The 14,892-nt window shown below is 75.1% G+C and carries 15 protein-coding genes; 8 read left to right on the top strand and 7 right to left on the bottom strand.

The window, feature by feature from the left end; translation table 11 throughout:
- Nucleotides 1–13: 13 nt before the first annotated feature.
- A complete protein-coding gene (locus tag O7619_RS23615) occupies nucleotides 14–778 on the top strand; it encodes a MerR family transcriptional regulator (protein WP_282283493.1) in 765 nt (254 codons plus the stop codon).
- A 15-nt stretch (nucleotides 779–793) separates the two neighbouring features.
- On the opposite strand, the gene mug is transcribed toward O7619_RS23615, so the two are convergent.
- The 6 genes from mug to O7619_RS23585 all read right to left on the bottom strand — a co-directional run bounded on the left by mug (nucleotide 794) and on the right by O7619_RS23585 (nucleotide 5,051).
- Nucleotides 794–1,414 carry a G/U mismatch-specific DNA glycosylase gene (gene mug, locus O7619_RS23610; protein WP_282283492.1) on the bottom strand — a complete coding sequence of 207 codons (621 nt, stop codon included), beginning with the start codon at nucleotides 1,412–1,414 and terminating at the stop codon, nucleotides 794–796.
- Nucleotides 1,411–2,172 (bottom strand): SDR family oxidoreductase, encoded by a 762-nt coding sequence (locus tag O7619_RS23605; RefSeq protein WP_282283491.1) that lies wholly within the window; start codon nucleotides 2,170–2,172, stop codon nucleotides 1,411–1,413. The genes mug and O7619_RS23605 overlap by 4 nt, the downstream gene beginning before the upstream one ends.
- 32 nt (nucleotides 2,173–2,204) lie before the next feature.
- The gene (locus O7619_RS23600; RefSeq protein ID WP_282283490.1) at nucleotides 2,205–2,651 is read right to left on the bottom strand and encodes a hypothetical protein; all 447 of its coding nucleotides are present in this window, start codon (nucleotides 2,649–2,651) and stop codon (nucleotides 2,205–2,207) included.
- Nucleotides 2,648–3,466, bottom strand: a complete 819-nt coding sequence (locus O7619_RS23595) for a DUF692 domain-containing protein (protein ID WP_282283489.1) — start codon at nucleotides 3,464–3,466, stop codon at nucleotides 2,648–2,650. The genes O7619_RS23600 and O7619_RS23595 overlap by 4 nt, the downstream gene beginning before the upstream one ends.
- Nucleotides 3,463–4,386 (bottom strand): TIGR04222 domain-containing membrane protein, encoded by a 924-nt coding sequence (locus tag O7619_RS23590; protein ID WP_282283488.1) that lies wholly within the window; start codon nucleotides 4,384–4,386, stop codon nucleotides 3,463–3,465. The genes O7619_RS23595 and O7619_RS23590 overlap by 4 nt, the downstream gene beginning before the upstream one ends.
- Nucleotides 4,387–4,478: 92 nt before the next feature.
- A complete protein-coding gene (locus O7619_RS23585; RefSeq protein WP_281587619.1) occupies nucleotides 4,479–5,051 on the bottom strand; it encodes a TetR/AcrR family transcriptional regulator in 573 nt (190 codons plus the stop codon).
- Between the two features lie 67 nt (nucleotides 5,052–5,118).
- Between O7619_RS23585 and O7619_RS23580 the strand changes: the two genes are divergently transcribed.
- From O7619_RS23580 to O7619_RS23570, 3 genes are all read left to right on the top strand, one after another.
- Complete coding sequence (locus O7619_RS23580; RefSeq protein WP_282283487.1) at nucleotides 5,119–5,961, top strand: carbon-nitrogen hydrolase family protein; 843 nt, start codon at nucleotides 5,119–5,121, stop codon at nucleotides 5,959–5,961.
- A 59-nt stretch (nucleotides 5,962–6,020) separates the two neighbouring features.
- A complete protein-coding gene (locus O7619_RS23575) occupies nucleotides 6,021–6,665 on the top strand; it encodes an HAD family hydrolase (RefSeq protein ID WP_282283486.1) in 645 nt (214 codons plus the stop codon).
- Nucleotides 6,666–6,828: 163 nt separating this feature from the next.
- Complete coding sequence (locus O7619_RS23570; RefSeq protein ID WP_282283485.1) at nucleotides 6,829–7,755, top strand: RIO1 family regulatory kinase/ATPase; 927 nt, start codon at nucleotides 6,829–6,831, stop codon at nucleotides 7,753–7,755.
- A gap of 194 nt (nucleotides 7,756–7,949) precedes the next feature.
- Here O7619_RS23570 and O7619_RS23565 read toward each other — a convergent pair whose 3' ends face one another.
- Nucleotides 7,950–8,198, bottom strand: a complete 249-nt coding sequence (locus O7619_RS23565) for a DUF2630 family protein (protein WP_091071822.1) — start codon at nucleotides 8,196–8,198, stop codon at nucleotides 7,950–7,952.
- A 369-nt stretch (nucleotides 8,199–8,567) separates the two neighbouring features.
- Between O7619_RS23565 and O7619_RS23560 the strand changes: the two genes are divergently transcribed.
- The 4 genes from O7619_RS23560 (at nucleotide 8,568) to O7619_RS23545 (ending at nucleotide 14,828) form a co-directional block, all read left to right on the top strand.
- Nucleotides 8,568–9,905: a cytochrome P450 gene (locus tag O7619_RS23560; protein WP_282288917.1), complete on the top strand. Its 1,338-nt coding sequence runs from the start codon at nucleotides 8,568–8,570 to the stop codon at nucleotides 9,903–9,905.
- Nucleotides 9,902–10,777: a terpene synthase family protein gene (locus O7619_RS23555; protein ID WP_282283484.1), complete on the top strand. Its 876-nt coding sequence runs from the start codon at nucleotides 9,902–9,904 to the stop codon at nucleotides 10,775–10,777. Before O7619_RS23560 ends, O7619_RS23555 begins: the two co-directional genes overlap by 4 nt.
- Nucleotides 10,774–12,330 (top strand): prenyltransferase/squalene oxidase repeat-containing protein, encoded by a 1,557-nt coding sequence (locus tag O7619_RS23550; RefSeq protein WP_282283483.1) that lies wholly within the window; start codon nucleotides 10,774–10,776, stop codon nucleotides 12,328–12,330. The genes O7619_RS23555 and O7619_RS23550 overlap by 4 nt, the downstream gene beginning before the upstream one ends.
- Before the next feature lie 80 nt (nucleotides 12,331–12,410).
- Nucleotides 12,411–14,828, top strand: coding sequence for a nitrate- and nitrite sensing domain-containing protein (locus O7619_RS23545; RefSeq protein WP_282283482.1), 2,418 nt, complete (start codon nucleotides 12,411–12,413; stop codon nucleotides 14,826–14,828).
- The last annotated feature ends 64 nt before the right edge of the window (nucleotides 14,829–14,892 follow it).

Below are 14,892 nucleotides of genomic sequence, written 5' to 3'. Positions count from 1 at the left end.
GCAGGATCAGACGATGCTGACGATCGGACAACTCGCGGCGTATGCCGGCGTCACGGTTCGGACGGTGCGGCACTACCACCAGGTCGGACTGCTGCCCGAGCCGGAACGCGACGTCTCCGGCTACCGGCGGTACGGCGCCAAGGCGGTGGCGTCGCTCATCAGGATCCGCACGCTCGCCGACGCCGGGGTGCCGCTGGCGGAGATCAGCACGATGCTCGAGGCCGACGCGGCGACGTTCGCCGGGGCGGTCCGGCGGATCGACGACCGCCTCCGCGAGCAGATCGAACGGCTCGAGACCAGCCGTCGGCAGGTCGCCCAGCTCGCCGCCGGGTACGCGCTGGCCCTCCCGGCGGAGGTCACCGCCTACCTTGATCGACTCCGGGAGATCGGAGCGTCGGAGCGGGTGCTGGAGGGCGAGCGGGACGGGTGGATCCTGCTCGCCGCCCGCTGGCCGGATCGCGTCCGCGACTTCATCCCCGGCAAGATCGCGCAGCTCGGCGACCCACGCGTCGTTCGCCTCTACCGGATCCTGTCGGAGATCGGTGACGGTGACGGTGACGGTGCCGACGACCCCCGGTTGGCGGAGGCCGCCGACATCATGGCCTGCCTGGCCGAGGAGGCCAGCGCCCACGGCGAGACCAGCGTCGACTACGAGGACATGCCGCACGACCTTCTGGATGCGCTCGCCTTCGAGTCCGATCCGCGGATGCGACGTCTGGTGGAGCTGATGCGCGAGCGCGGCTGGTCCGGTTGGAACCGCATGGAACGGCTGACGTAGCGCGCCCACGACCTGCTAATCGGCGACGACCGCCGCGCGCAGCTCGCCGAACGCGGCGCCGAGCGTCTCCGGCGTGAAGTGGGCGTTCAGTCCGCTCGGGTTGGGCAGTACCCAGAGCCGGGCCGGTCCGAGCGACTCCGGCTGCGGCCCGAAACCGGCCTTCGGCCGGGCGAACCCGATCCGGTACGCGGTCACCCCGACCACCGCGACCCACCGTGGCCGGTGACGCGCGACCTTGTCGGTCAGCACCCGGGCGCCGTCGACCAGCTCCTGCGCGCTCAACTCGTCGGCGCGGGCGCTCGCCCGGGCCACCATGTTCGTGATGCCCAGCCCGAGCGCCGGCAGCTCGTCCTGTTCGCTGGGGTGCAGCAGGCGCGGGGTGAACCCGCCGCGGTGCAGCGCCGGCCAGAACCGGTTGCCGGGGCGGGCGAAGTGCCAGCCGGTGGCCGCCGACCACAGGCCCGGGTTGATCCCGACGAAGAGCACGTCCAGCCCGGGCGCGAGCACGTCGGGCAGCAGCCGGTCGGCCGCGGCGGCGAGCTGCTCCCGGCTGGGCCGGGGATGACGGCGGGCCGGCGTGCCCGGGCCGGGTGCGGCCTCGGGCCGCCCACCTCCGGGTCGGCGTCGGTCACTCACAGCCCGCGCACCGCGCCGCCGTCGACCGGCACGGTCACCCCGGTGACGTAGCCGGCGGCGGGGGAGAGCAGGAACGCGGCCACCCGGCCGAACTCGGCCGGTTCGCCGGTACGGCCCAGCGGGATCGCCGCCTCCGCCTCGGCGCGGGCCCGGTCGGCGTCGCCGGTGGCGGCCAGCAGCGCCCGGTTCCGGTCGGTCATGATGCGTCCGGGCAGCAGGCTGAGCACCCGTACGCCGCGCGGACCGTACTCGTCGGCCATGTCCTTCGCCACGCCGGCCAGGCCGGGTCGCAGGCCGTTGGAGATGCCGAGCCCGGTCAGCGGCCCACGCACCGAGGTGGACAGCACCAGGGCGATCGCGCCGCCGTCGGTGAGCGCGCCGGCCACCGTGCGCGCGACCCGGACGCTGCCCAGGAAGACGGTCTCGAACGACTCCCGCCACTGCTCGTCGGTGACCTCGGCGGCGGTGCCCCGGGGCGGGCCGCCGACCGAGACCAGCGCGCCGTCGAGCCGGCCGAAGTGTTCACGGGCCGCCGCGACCAGGCGGGCCGGGGTGCCGGGGTCGGCCAGGTCGGCGGCCAGCCCGATGGCCCGTGTCGGGTCGCCGAGCGACTCGACCGCGGCGGCCACCCGTTCCGGGGCCCGGGCGGAGAGCACCACCCGGGCGCCGTCCGCGACGAGCTGCTGGGCGGTGGCGAAACCGAGGCCGCCGGACGCGCCGGTCAGCACGTACACCCGGTCGGCGAGTCCGAGATCCATGCGCCCGATCCTGCCGTATCGGGTGGAACCTGTCAGCGCGGGGCGGGCCGCAGCAGGCGTACCCGCCCGGCGAGCTGGACCGCGACGGCGCCGTTGGTGCGGGCGAGCGCCGGCAGGCGGCGGGGCCGAGGGGCGGCGCGGCCGTCGTAGCGGCTCGCGGCCTCGCGCCCGGCCAGCTCGTCGGCGCCCAGCGGCGGCAGCGTGCCCGCGTCGCGCAGCTCGCGGGCCAGGTCCCAGCCGTCGCGCAGCGAACCGTTCGTGGGTCGGCCGGCCGCCCAGCCGGTGAAGACCGCCGGCCAGTCGGCGCCGAGTCCGGCGGCGAGCAGCGGCCAGTGCCGGGCCACGTCGCCGGCCCGTTTGCGTCTCAGGGCCCGGCGGGCGGCCTCGACCGGCGCCGGGGCGAAGCCGGGCGGCAGCGGCCCGCCGGCCACCAGCGCCGCGACCAGCTCGGCCTGCCGGGCCGCCAGGTCGCCGCTCACGTGACCACCGGGTGGCCGGAGGCGGCGGCCAGCGCGTCCAACTCGCCGCGCAGCTCGGCCGCGGGCGGATAGTGGCCGTCGCGTTCCAGCAGCAGCGCCGGCGGTCGACGGCGCTCGCAGAGCCGGCGGACCAGGTCGAGCACCTCGGCGGGCACCGGGTCGGTGTGCGTGTCGTGGTAGAAGCCGCCGGCCTCGGCGCCGCCGGCCACGTGGACGTAGGCGATCCGCTCCAGCGGCAGCCGGTCCAGCAGCGCGGCGGCGTCGCCGCCCCGGTTGCGGGCGTTGGCGTGCACGTTTGCCACGTCGAGCAGCAGCAGCGCCCCGGTGGCGTCGAGGATCTCGGTGAGGAAGTCGGCCTCGTCCAGCTCGTCGTCGGGCCAGTCGAAGAGGGCCGCGATCGGTTCCAGCGCCAGCGGCACCGGCAGCTCCGCCTGCGTCCGTCGCACGTTCGCCACCACCGCGGCCACCGCCTCCCGGCTGCGCGGCAGCGGCAGCAGGTGACCGGCCTCCAGCCCGCCGGCCCGCACGAACGCGATGTGCTCGCTGACCAGCGGCGCCGCCAGCGCCGTGGCGACCCCGGCCAGGTGCGCCACCCGGGCCGGGTCGACCGGTTCCGCGCCGCCGAGCGAGAGCCGCACCCCGTGGGGTACGACGGTGACGCCGCGCTCGCGCAGCTCGGTCAGGCCCTCGGGCGGCGCCCCGGCCGGGGCGACCGTCTCCGCGACCACCTCGACGAAGCGCAGCCCGGGCAGCCCGGCCACGAAACCGGCGATCTCGGGACGCCAGCCGATGCCGACACCTGACGGGCCGCTCATCCGCCGCACCCGCCGCCCCCGCATCCGCCGCCCCCGCCGCAGGAACTGCCGCCGCCGCAGGAGGAGGAGCTGCCCCCGGAGCAGGAGCTGCCGCCGCCGCACGAGGTGCCGGAGGCGCCGGCGGTGCCCATCGCCTGGCGCTGGATCTCGGCCTGCTCCGCGAAGCCCGGGTCCATGGTCCAGAGCGTCGCGGTGCCGAACAGCGCCACGCCCAGGGCCGCGTCCGACGGGCCGTAGGTGGCGTACGCGGGTGCGGCGGACGGGCGCAGCCAGGCGTGCCGGCGGCGCATGTCGCGCAGCGCGGCGGTGGCCGCCCGGGTGCGCCAGGGCACGCGGTTGAGCAGCAGGAACGCGGCGAACAACGGGAACAGGGTGAGCAGCAGCCAGCCGGCCGGGCGGCCGTGGGTCAGCCCGACGAAGGCGCGCACGACGCCGATCGCCAGCAGGAAACCGACGAGCATGGACCCGCGCCGCAGCGACCGGCGGCGCTCCTGGTCCAGGGCCAGGCCCCGGCGGACCAGGCCGTCCCGCAACTCGTCGAGGGCACGCCGGACCCACTCGTCGCGGACCAGTTCGCGGGAGCGCAGGCCCTGGCTGGCCGCGTGGTGGACGGCCTGGTCGAGCGGGGTGACGCCGGCCGGCAGCGGCCCGCCGGGCGCCAACCGCCGGTCCGGGTGCGCGCCGACCGCGCCGGCCCGGCGCAGCCCGCCGAGGGAGGTCCAGACCGCGAGCTGGTCGCCCCCGTTGAGGTACGCGACCTGCTGCGGCCCGAGCGCGCCGTGCTCGGTCACGGCGGTGCCGGCGAGCGCGCGGAACCGGTACACCGCCGTGCCGACGACCAGGACGACGGCCGCGACGAGATACCAGCGCAGGAAGACGGGGCCGGGTACGCCCCAGGTGTCGGCCGCGAGGACGGTCATGGTCTGCTCCTGTCGCGAGGGGGTCGCGGCTCATTGTGGAGCAGACGTGCCAGCGTCGATCTCTGGGAAGGGGGCAGTTACCGGACCGAGACTCAGGGCCGGCGGACGGCCTCCTCGACCAGGTCGAGCACGCGGCTCAGGTCGCCGGCCGGACGGCCCATCGCCAGGTGCAGCACCAGCCCGTCGTAGGCCAGCTCCAGGAACTGGGCCAGCACGTCGATCGGCACGTCGTCGCGGAGCACGCCTGCCTCCCGCTGGCGCAGCAGCCGTTCCCGGGTCGCCTCGGCGATCGCCGCCGACCGCTCGGACCAGCGCCTGGCGAACGCCGGGTCGGTGCGCAGCCGGCGGGACACCTCGAGCTGGCTGCCCAGCCAGCCGGTGGTGTCCGGGGAGACGGCCCGGGCCAGCAGGTCGCGCATCACCTGCACCAGGCCGTTGCGGGCCACGGTCTCCACCATCGCGGCGGCGTCGTCCTCGGCGACGGCGAGGAAGAGCGAGTCCTTGTCCCGGAAGTGGTGGAAGATCGCGCCCCGGGAGAGGCCGGTGGCCTCCTCCAACCGCCGCACGGTGGCGCCCTCGTAGCCGTGCCGGGCGAAACACGCCCGCGCCGCGGCGAGGATCTCCTGCCGGCGCGCGTCGAGCTGGTCCTGACTTACTCTGGGCACGGCACGATCGTCCCAGGTGGCAGGGGGCCGACGCAAACCGTACGTACGGTTCGCTACGATCCCGGTCGTGTCCCTCCCCACCCGACCGCTCACCGTCGCCGCCGTGCAGGCCGAGCCGGTGCCCGGGGACGTCGCCGGCAACGCCCGCGCCGCCGCCCGCCTGGTCCACCGGGCCGCCGTCGCCCGCGTCGTCGTACTGCCCGAGCTGTTCCTGCCGGCGTACCACCCGCCGACCCTCGGCGCGGACCCGACCGGGACGGACGTGGCCGCCGACCCGGACGGGCGGGTCGACGACCCGCGGCTGGACCCGCTGCGCGCCGCCGCCCGGGACGCCGGGACCGCCGTGGTGATCGGGGCGGCGGTCCGCCACCCCGACCGGCGGCGCACCATCTCGTCGCTCGTCGTCGACCCCACCGGCACCGTCACCACCGCGTACGACAAGCAACAGCTCTGGAGCGGCGAGCGCGAGCTGTTCGACGCCGGCCGGCGCGGCGCCACCCTCCTGGTCGACGAGTGGCGGTTCGGTCTCGGCATCTGCTACGACGGCTGCTTCCCCGAGCACGGCCGGGCCGCGGCGGCCGACGGCGCGCACGGATATCTGTGTCCCAGCGGCTACCTGGCCGGCTCGGCCCATCGCCGCAACCTCTACTACGCGGCCCGCGCCCTGGACAACACCATGTTCGTGGTCTTCGCCAACGCGGTCGGCGGCGCGGATCCCTGGCGGTTCAACGGGGGCGCGGCGGTCTACGACCCGGAGGGCCGGCCGCTGGCCCGGGGCGCGGACACCGGGGAGGACGTGCTGGTGGCGGCACTGGACCCGGGTGTCCTGGCGGACACCCGCGCGGCGCACACCATGCTGCTCGACCGGCTGCCCGACGCCGGGGCCGCCCGCGCGACGCTCATCGCGTGACCACCCACGCGGGCACCTCGGCCCTGCCGGTGTCCCGGCCGTTCCCGTAGGGTGCTCAGGTGCCGTTGCTCCTGCTTGATCTGGACAACACCCTCCTGGACCGCGACGGGTCGTTCCGCGCCTGGGGAGCACGCTTCCTGGACACCATCGGCGCGCCCACCGTCGACCTCGACTGGCTGGTCTCCGTCGACGCCGACGGGTTGACCGACCGCTGGGACGTGGCCGACGCCATCCGTGACCGCTACGGCCTGCGCATCCCCTCCATCGACCTGGTCGACGAGCTGCGCGACGGTGTGGTGGCGCACATGCGACTGGACCCGCTCGTGGCCTGCGCGTTGCGGATCGCCGCCGACGCCGGATGGGTGCCCGTCGTGGTCACCAACGGCGCGACGCGCCAGCAGGACGACAAGATCCGGCGGACCGGCCTGGACCGCTACATCGCCGACTGGGTGATCTCCGAGGAGGCCGGGGTCAGCAAACCCAACCCGCGGATCTTCGCGCTCGCCGCCCAGCGGACCCGGATGCCGCTGCGCGGCGCGTGGGTGGTCGGCGACAGCCCGGAGGCGGACATCGGCGGCGCGACCGCGGTCGGCCTCCCGAGTGTCTGGCTGCACCGGGGCCGCCGCTGGTCGGACCCGCGGTTCGCGCCGACCCGGGTCGAGGACGGGCTGATCCCGGCCGTCGCCGCCGTGCTGGCGGGCTGAGCGGGAAAATCGGTTGACCCGCCCGGGTCCGGCGCACGAGCATGGTGCCGCGCGAGGGCGCAGCCGGGTGTCGCCCGGTCGAGGAGAGGAGGTCGGTCATGGCCGTCTTTGCAGGGTCGTTCCACCTGCCTCTTCCAGCCTCGATCGAAGGACAGATCCACCCGTGCGCGATCACGACCTCCCGGCGCCGCAGCGCCGTGGCCGCGGCAAGAGCCGCTTCGACGACGACGAACCCCACTTCCTGAAGCGGGGCCGGCCCCAGCCGACCCTCGCCGACCCGGACGCCGAGCCCGACACCGAGGACCGCTGGTCCTCCTGGGACCTGGCCGTCCACGGTCCCGAGCCGCATCCCCCGTGGCTGGTCACCGAACTGGCCGCCCGGGACACCGAACTCGGGGTGCTCAAGACCGGCAAGGAGGCGGACGTCCACCTGGTCCGTCGTGCCGTGCCGGACACCGACCGGAGTTGCCTGCTGGCGGCCAAGCGCTACCGGGACGCCCAGCACCGGCTCTTCCACCGGGACGCCGGCTATCTGGAAGGCCGGCGGGTCCGCCGGTCGCGGGAGATGCGGGCGATGGCCGGCCGGACCGCGTTCGGCCGGCAGGTGATCGCCGGGCAGTGGGCGGCGGCCGAGTTCGCCGCGCTGTCCCGCCTCTGGGAGATCGGCGTCGCCTCCGGGCGGATCGCCGTGCCCTACCCGGTGCAACTGCGCGACACCGAGCTGATGCTGGAGTTCGTGGGCGACGCCGAGGCGGGGGAGGCCGCACCCCGGCTGGCCCAGGTCCGACCCACCGACGGCGAGTTGCGTGACCTCTGGGAGCAGATGGTCGACGCGTTGGTGGTGCTGGCCCGCGCGGGATACGCCCACGGCGACCTGTCGCCGTACAACCTCCTGGTGCACGCCGGCCGGCTCGTCATGATCGACCTGCCGCAGGTGGTGGACGTGGTGGCCAACCCGCAGGGCGGGGAGTTCCTGGCCCGGGACGTGCGGGTGGTCGCTGCCTGGTTCACCGCCCGGGGTCTGCCGGCCGCCGCCACCGACCCGGCGGCGCTGACCGAGACGCTGTTGCGGGAGGCGGGCATCCGCTGACCGCGTCCCGTGGTCCCGGGCGGGTCCGCTCCCGCCCGGGCCACCGCGTCGGCGTGTCGGGCGTCGCCCGGGTCACCGCGTCGGCCGCCGCCCGGGCCGCCGCGTCGGGCGCCGCCCGGGCCACCGCGTCACCGCGTCGGCGCGTCGGGCGTCGCCCGGACCGCCGGTCGGCGGCGTGCGGACGGGTGGCCGGCTCACTGGAGGTAGCGCTCAACCTCCGGCACCGGGCGCTCGCCCTGCGCGTCCGGGTCGCCGTGCGCCTGCCGGGCCGCCCGGCGGCGGCGGAGCAGGTCCCAGCACTGGTCCAGGGACTCCTCCAGGTGCCGCAGCCGCTCGCGGGCCTCGTCGTCGGTGCCGGCCTCGTGCTCCTGCGCGCCGGCGCGCAGCCGATGCTCCTCGTCGACGAGTTCCGAGATCCGGCTCAGGATGGTCTTGTCGTCCATCCCCGAAGCTTGGCACAGCCGACGCTTCCCCGCCCGCGTTCCCGCGCCCCGCGTTTCCGCGTACGCGCGGCGCGTGTTAATAGGGGCCCCCTCCTCTACCGAATGCGTTAAGCGGGGCCCCCTCCTTGCACGCCGGAAGGCTTGCGGCGCGGCGTATATCCCACCGGCTCCATTCTCGACAAAGAGATTGTTGTTACGTGAAATATCCTCTGTGCCGCCTTTTGATTCACCGCTCAGGATGGCATGCTCACGAGCAAGGTTCACGGGTCGAGACGGGGTAACGACCCTCAGTCATACCGAGGGAGCGTTCAGGTGGTCGATTCGTCCGACCCATCATCCCTGCCGTCATCACCCCGCAAGCCACGCACCGTGCCGCTGCGCCGGATCCTGCCGGCGGTTCTGCGAGACCCGGCCGGCGCGCTCATCGAACTCGGCAACCGCACCGGCGGTGACCTGGTCCGGCTCAACCTCGGTTCGTTCCGGCCCTACCTGGTCACGCATCCCCGGCACGTGCAGCACGTGCTGCGGGACCGGGCGGACAACTACGAGCGCGCCGGTGACGGGCTGTTCTGGCGCCCGGTCAAGCGGCTGTTCGGCGAGGGCATCCTCGGCGAGGGGCAGGTGTGGTCGGCCAGCCGCCGGATGTTGCAGCCGATGTTCACCGCCCGCCGGGTGGACGCGCTCATCGACGGCATGGCGGAGGCCATCTCCGACGCCGTCGACGAGCTGGACGAGCCGTACCGCGCCGGCCGCCCGGTCGACATCGGCGTCGAGCAGGCCCGCATCGTCAGCCGAGCGATCATGAGGGTGCTCTTCGCCGACCGGATCTCGGTGCCGGACGCGATGCGCGTGATCGACGCCCAGGACCGCATCGCCACGGCGGTCATCCCCCGGATCGTGGTGCCGTTCGCGCCGCTGTCGCTGCCCATGCCGGGGGACCGCACGTTCCGCCGCGCGGTGCGTGTCGTCGACGACGTGCTGGTGCCGATCGTCCGGCAGACCCGCGACGACGCCGACTCCGGCGACGACATCATCTCCACGCTCTGGCGGGCCCGCACCGAAGACGGCCGGCGACTCGACGAGCGGCAGGTCCGCAACGACACCGTGGCCATGTTCGCGGCCACCACCGAGACCACCATCAACGTGCTCACCTGGGCCTGGCCTCACCTGCACCAGCACCCGGAGGTCGCCGGGCGGCTCCAGGCCGAGATCGACGAGGTGGTCGGCGGCGGGCCGGTACGCCGCGAGCACCTCGACCGGCTCACCTACACCCGGATGGTGCTCGACGAGCTGCTGCGGCTCTATCCGATCGGCTGGATCATCCCGCGCCGCGCGGTCGCCGGGGACGTCATCGACGGCGTGCCGATCGAGGCCGGGGCCACCATGGCGGTCAGCCCGCTGATCACCCAGCGGATGCGGCAGTTCTGGGACCGCCCGGACGAGTTCGACCCGGAGCGGTTCCGGCCGGAGCGGGTCCGCGCCCGCCACCGGTACGCCCACTTCCCGTTCGGCGGCGGGCCGCACCAGTGTCTCGGCATGCACCTGTTCTATCTGGAGGCCCAGCTCATCCTCGCCACCATGCTCAGCCGCTACCGTTTCCGGCTGCACCGCACCGACGTGCCCGGGTTGCGGCTGGCCGCCGCGTTGCGGCCCCGCGAACGGGTCGAGCTGACCCTGCTCGCCGCCGGCCGGGCGGAGGCGGCGTGACCGGCTTACCGGCGTCGGATCCGATCGCCGCGGCGGCGGAGCAGGGCCGGATCTGCGCGCTCGCCGCGCACGGCCAGCGCGGGCTGCGCCGGGCCGCCGCCGCGCACCCCGACCTGTTCCCCGGCGACCCGTTCGACGCGACGCTGTTCAGCAGCATCGCCTCGGCCATGGCGTTCAGCGCGCCCTGGCACACGGCCACGGAGCTGGCGGTCACCAACCGCGCGGTGCTGTGGGGCTTCGCCGTCGACTGGCTGGTCGACCACGAGGCGACCAGCCGCGCCGAGGTGGACCGGATCGCCCGTACCTGCCTGGACGTGCTCGACGGCGCCGCCGCCGACGACCCGCTGGGGCGGTTCCTCGCCGAGCTGCGCGACGACGTCGCCGCTGCGCCCGCCTACCCGGCGTTGCGCGGACGCTGGCGCGCCACGATGGAGCGCACGCTCGACGCGATGGCCCGGGAGTGGACGTGGCGACGCACCGACCGCCCGACGCTCGCCGAATACCTGGCCAACGCGGACAACCTCGCCGCCACCGTGGTCGACGTGGCGCACTGGATCCATACCGGGTCGGTGACCGACGCCGCCGTGCTGGACCGGCTGATCGAGGTCGGCGACGAGGTGCAGCGGGCCCTGCGGCTGGTCAACGACCTCGGCACCCACCGACGGGACGTGGCGTCGGGTGACCTCAACGCGCTGCTGCTGGTGGACGACCCGGCGGAGGTCGAGCGGCGGTTCGCCGAGCAGGTCGACCACTGCCGCGTCCTGCTGGCGAAGCTGGCCGGCGAGGCGCCCCGGGAGGCCGACTTCCTGTCCCGGCAGCTCGGCTTCACCACCGGGTTCTACCGCCACACCGACTTCTGGGGCGTGCGGTGAGCCGCACCGCCCGGCCCACGATCCCCGCCGGAGCCGCGCAGCACCTCGTCGACGCGCTCGCCCGTGACCCGGCCGGGCAGACCTCCCCGTCGGTCTACGAGACCGGCCGGCTGGCCGCGCTGGCGCCCTGGCTGCCCGGTCACCACGCGCGGGTGGCCTGGCTGCTCGACCGGCAGCGCCCGGACGGCGGTTGGGGTGGTCCCGGCGGCTACGCGCTGGTGCCGACGCTCAGCGCCGTCGACGCCCTGCTCGCCGAGCTGCACCGGGGCGGGTCCACCGGGCCGGTGCCGACCGCCGCCGCGCGCCGGGGCCTGGCGTTCCTGGCCGCCGCGCTGCGTGGCGACGCCCCGCCCGACCTGCCGGCCACCGACCTGATCGTGCCCGCGCTGCTCGCCGCCGTCGACCGGCACCTCACCGGGCCGGCGGGTCCGCCGCCCGGGCTGGCCGAGTGGGCGGACCGGCCCCGCCTGCCGCTGCCGGCCGGTCTCGACCCGGGCCGACTGACCCGGGTACGCGGACTGCTGGCCACCGGACGGCCGGTGCCGGAGAAACTGGCGCACGCGCTGGAGGTGGCCGGCGACCTGGCGTACCGGGCGGCCGGGGTCCGGCCCTCGGTGAGCGGTGCGGTGGGCGCCTCCCCGGCGGCCACGGCGGCCTGGCTCGGCCGACCCGAACCCGGTCCCGCGCTCGACTACCTGCGGGCCGTGGCCCGTCCCGGGCCGGTGCCCTGCGCCAGCCCGATCACCGTCTTCGAGCGGGCCTGGGTGCTCGCCGTCCTGATCCGGGCCGGTGTCTCGGTGCGCGTGCCCGAGCCGGTGCTGACCGAGCTGCGCGCGGCCGTCGGCGCGTCCGGCGCGGCCACCGCGCCCGGGTTGCCGGCCGACGCCGACACCACCTCGGTCGTGCTCTACACGCTGGCCCGGCTGGGCCGGCCGCTCTGCGTCTCCCCGCTCGCCGGCTACGACACCGGGCGCCAGTTCTGCACCTGGCCGGGGGAGGACGGGGCGTCGCTGACCACGAACGCGCACGTGCTCGACGCCCTCGGCGAGCACCCGAGCCAGCCCGGTGTCACCGCGGCCCGCCGCCGGGTCACCGCCTGGCTGGTGCGACGGCAGGAGCCGGACGGGCGGTGGGACGACCGCTGGCACGCCTCGGCGTACTACGCCACGTACGCGGTGCTGCTCGCCCTGGCCGACCACGCGCCCGACGGCGCGGCCCGCGACGCCGTGGAGCGGGGCGTGCGGTGGCTGCTGGACACCCAGCGTTCGGACGGCTCCTGGGGCCGCTGGCACGGCACCGCCGAGGAGACCGCGTACGCGGTGCTCACCCTGGCGCGCGCCGGCCGCCCGGGCGACGCCCGGATCGCCGCGGCGCTGGTGCGGGGCCGGGACCGGCTGTCCGAGCTGGACAGTTGCGACGAGGGACCGGCGCTCTGGCACGACAAGGACCTCTACCGCCCGACGCTCATCGTGCGCGCGGCGGTGCTGGCCGCCTCGGGACGCACCGGTTGGACATCGACGCAACCCCTACCTGCCATGATCAGGATCGCTTGAACGGAGTTCACGACGACTGCTAGCGTGCGCCGGAGTCGATCGAATGTCGGACCGACCGAAAAACGGGCCAGGACGGTGTGATGGGTTCCCGCAGTACGAATCTCCGTACGAAGATCATCGCCCTGCTGGCGTCGTTGGTCGCGCTCTGGGCGTTCGCCGCCTGGGTGACCGTGCGCGACGGGTTCAACCTGCTTGGCGTGCAGGCGCTCAACGCCCGGGTCTTCGAGCCGAGCGATCCGCTGCTGCTGGAGTTGCAGAACGAGCGCCGGCTCTCGCTGCGCTATCTGGGCGAGTCCGACCCCGGGCAGTTGGCGGAGTTGCGCGCCCAGCGTGAACGCACCGACGAGGCCGCCGGCACGCTGTGGCGGTCCGTGCGGGACTGGCGCACCACGATCCCGGCCAGCGACGAGTTGGAGCAGCGCCTCGCCGAGCTGAAGAGCGAGATCGACCAGCTCGCCCAGGTGCGGGACGAGGTCGGCCGCAAGGCCATCGACCGGACCGCGACGCTCGTCGCGTACGACGAGGCGGTCGACGGCATCTTCGCCGTCTTCGACGCGCTCGGCGGCCTCGACGACGACCAGATCGCCCGGGACACCGCCGCGCTGATCGACCTGAACCGCTCCCGCGAGCTGCTGTCCCAACAGGACGCCCTGCTCACCGGCGCGGTCTCGGCCAACCGGCTGACCGTCGCCGAGCAGACCGCGTTCGCCCGGCTGGTCGGCGCGCAGTGGTTCCTCGGCGACCGCACCGCCCGGGAACTCGCCCCGACCGACCAGGCCCGCTACCAGCGGATGACTGAGGGCGACACCTTCAACCAGCTCCGTACGCTCCAGGACCGGGTGCTCGCGGCCAAGGGCGAGGACGTACGCCCGCCGGTCACCGCCGCGGCCTGGCGGGCCGCCGCCGACCAGGCGATGGCCGACCTGCGCGCGGTGATCCTCGCCGGTGGTGAGGACATCGTGTCCCGGGCCACCCCGGTCGCCGTCGGCGTCATCGTCCGGCTGGTGCTCGCGGCCGGTCTCGGTCTGATCGCCGTCGTCGCGTCCGTGATCGTCTCGATCACCACGGCCCGGGCGTTGGTCCGGCAGCTCGAACGGCTGCGCGAGGCGGCCCGGCGGCTGGCCGAGGAGCGGCTGCCCAGCGTGGTGGAGCGGCTAGGTCGCGGCGAGGAGGTGGACGTCGCCCGCGAGGCGCCACCCCTGCAGTTCGGCGACGACGAGATCGGCCAGGTCGGCCGGGCCTTCAACGCGGTGCAGGAAACCGCCGTGCGTACCGCCGTGGAGCAGGCCGAGCTGCGTCGCAGCGTCCGCGACGTGTTCCTCAGCCTGGCCCGGCGCACCCAGGCGCTCGTGCACCGGCAGTTGACCCTGCTCGACGCGATGGAGCGCCGCGAGCACGACGCCGAGGAGCTGGAGGACCTGTTCCGGGTCGACCACCTGGCCACCCGGATGCGGCGCAACGCGGAGAACCTGATCGTGCTCTCCGGCTCGACGCCCGGACGGGCCTGGCGACGCAACGTGCCCATGGTGGACGTGGTGCGCGGCGCGGTCGCCGAGGTCGAGGACTACACCCGGGTGACCGTGCGGCCGTTGGGCGCGGTGTCACTGACCGGCCGCGCCGTCGGTGACGTGATCCACCTGCTGGCCGAGCTGATCGAGAACGGCCTCTCCTTCTCGCCGCCGCAGACCACCGTGGAGGTGCGCGGCCAGCTCGTCGCCAACGGCTTCGCCATCGAGATCGAGGACCGGGGCCTCGGCATGAGCGGTGACGAGCTGGCCGCCGCCAACGGCCGCATCGTGGACCGGTCCGAGCTGAACCTGGCCGACGCGGCCCGACTCGGCCTGTTCGTGGTCAGCCGGCTCACCGAACGGCACGGCGTGAAGGTCCAACTGAGAGAGTCGGCGTACGGCGGCACGACGGCGGTGGTGCTGATCCCTCGCGAACTGATCACCACGGACGCCGGTGAGCCCGCCGCCGCCGCGCCACCGCCGGCCGACGAGCCGGCGGAGACGCCGGCCGCCGCCGAGGACACCGACGCGGTCCGGGCGGCCGAGGACGGCGACGCCGGTACGACCACGCCTGCCGGTTCCGGCCCGCCCGAGACCGAGCCGGAACCGGAGACGCCCCGGCTGACCCCGTCCGGGCTGCCGGCGCGTACCCGCAAACGGCAGTCGGCGACCGCCGCGCCGACCGCGGAGCTGGCCGTGGTCGAGCCCCGCGCCACCCCGGCGGCGGCCGACGAGACCCCGCCGGTGACCGATGCGGGGTTGCCGGTCCGGGTACGCCAGGCCAGTCTTAACCCGGGACTGCGGCACGAGCCGTCCGGCGCGGGCGACGACGAGGCGGGGGACATGGCACGCGCGCCGGAGCAGGTGCGACAGATGATGAGCTCCTACCAGAGTGGAACCCGCCGCGGTCGCACCGACGCGGCGCGACTGCTCGGCGGGGCGCACGGGGCCGGCGGCGGGCCGGCCGACGTAGACGAGCAGGCCACCTGACCGGGCGTCGACGCCGACGGATCCGGGACGAGAACGGCACACCAGCCGGGGAGAAGAGGACGAC

This window comes from Micromonospora sp. WMMD998 (assembly GCF_029581235.1).
GTDB lineage: Bacteria > Actinomycetota > Actinomycetes > Mycobacteriales > Micromonosporaceae > Micromonospora.
The sequence above is the reverse complement of the archived record's forward strand: the minus strand, read 5'-3'. Positions and strand labels throughout refer to the sequence as shown.

Excerpts from the sequence above, each read along its gene's own strand:
- O7619_RS23615 (WP_282283493.1), top strand. The coding sequence starts at position 14 with ATGCTGACGATCGGACAACTCGCGGCGTATGCCGGCGTCACGGTTCGG.
- O7619_RS23605 (WP_282283491.1), bottom strand. The coding sequence starts at position 2,172 with ATGGATCTCGGACTCGCCGACCGGGTGTACGTGCTGACCGGCGCGTCC.
- O7619_RS23595 (WP_282283489.1), bottom strand. The coding sequence starts at position 3,466 with ATGAGCGGCCCGTCAGGTGTCGGCATCGGCTGGCGTCCCGAGATCGCC.
- O7619_RS23590 (WP_282283488.1), bottom strand. The coding sequence starts at position 4,386 with ATGACCGTCCTCGCGGCCGACACCTGGGGCGTACCCGGCCCCGTCTTC.
- O7619_RS23565 (WP_091071822.1), bottom strand. The coding sequence starts at position 8,198 with ATGGACGACAAGACCATCCTGAGCCGGATCTCGGAACTCGTCGACGAG.
- O7619_RS23545 (WP_282283482.1), top strand. The coding sequence starts at position 12,411 with ATGGGTTCCCGCAGTACGAATCTCCGTACGAAGATCATCGCCCTGCTG.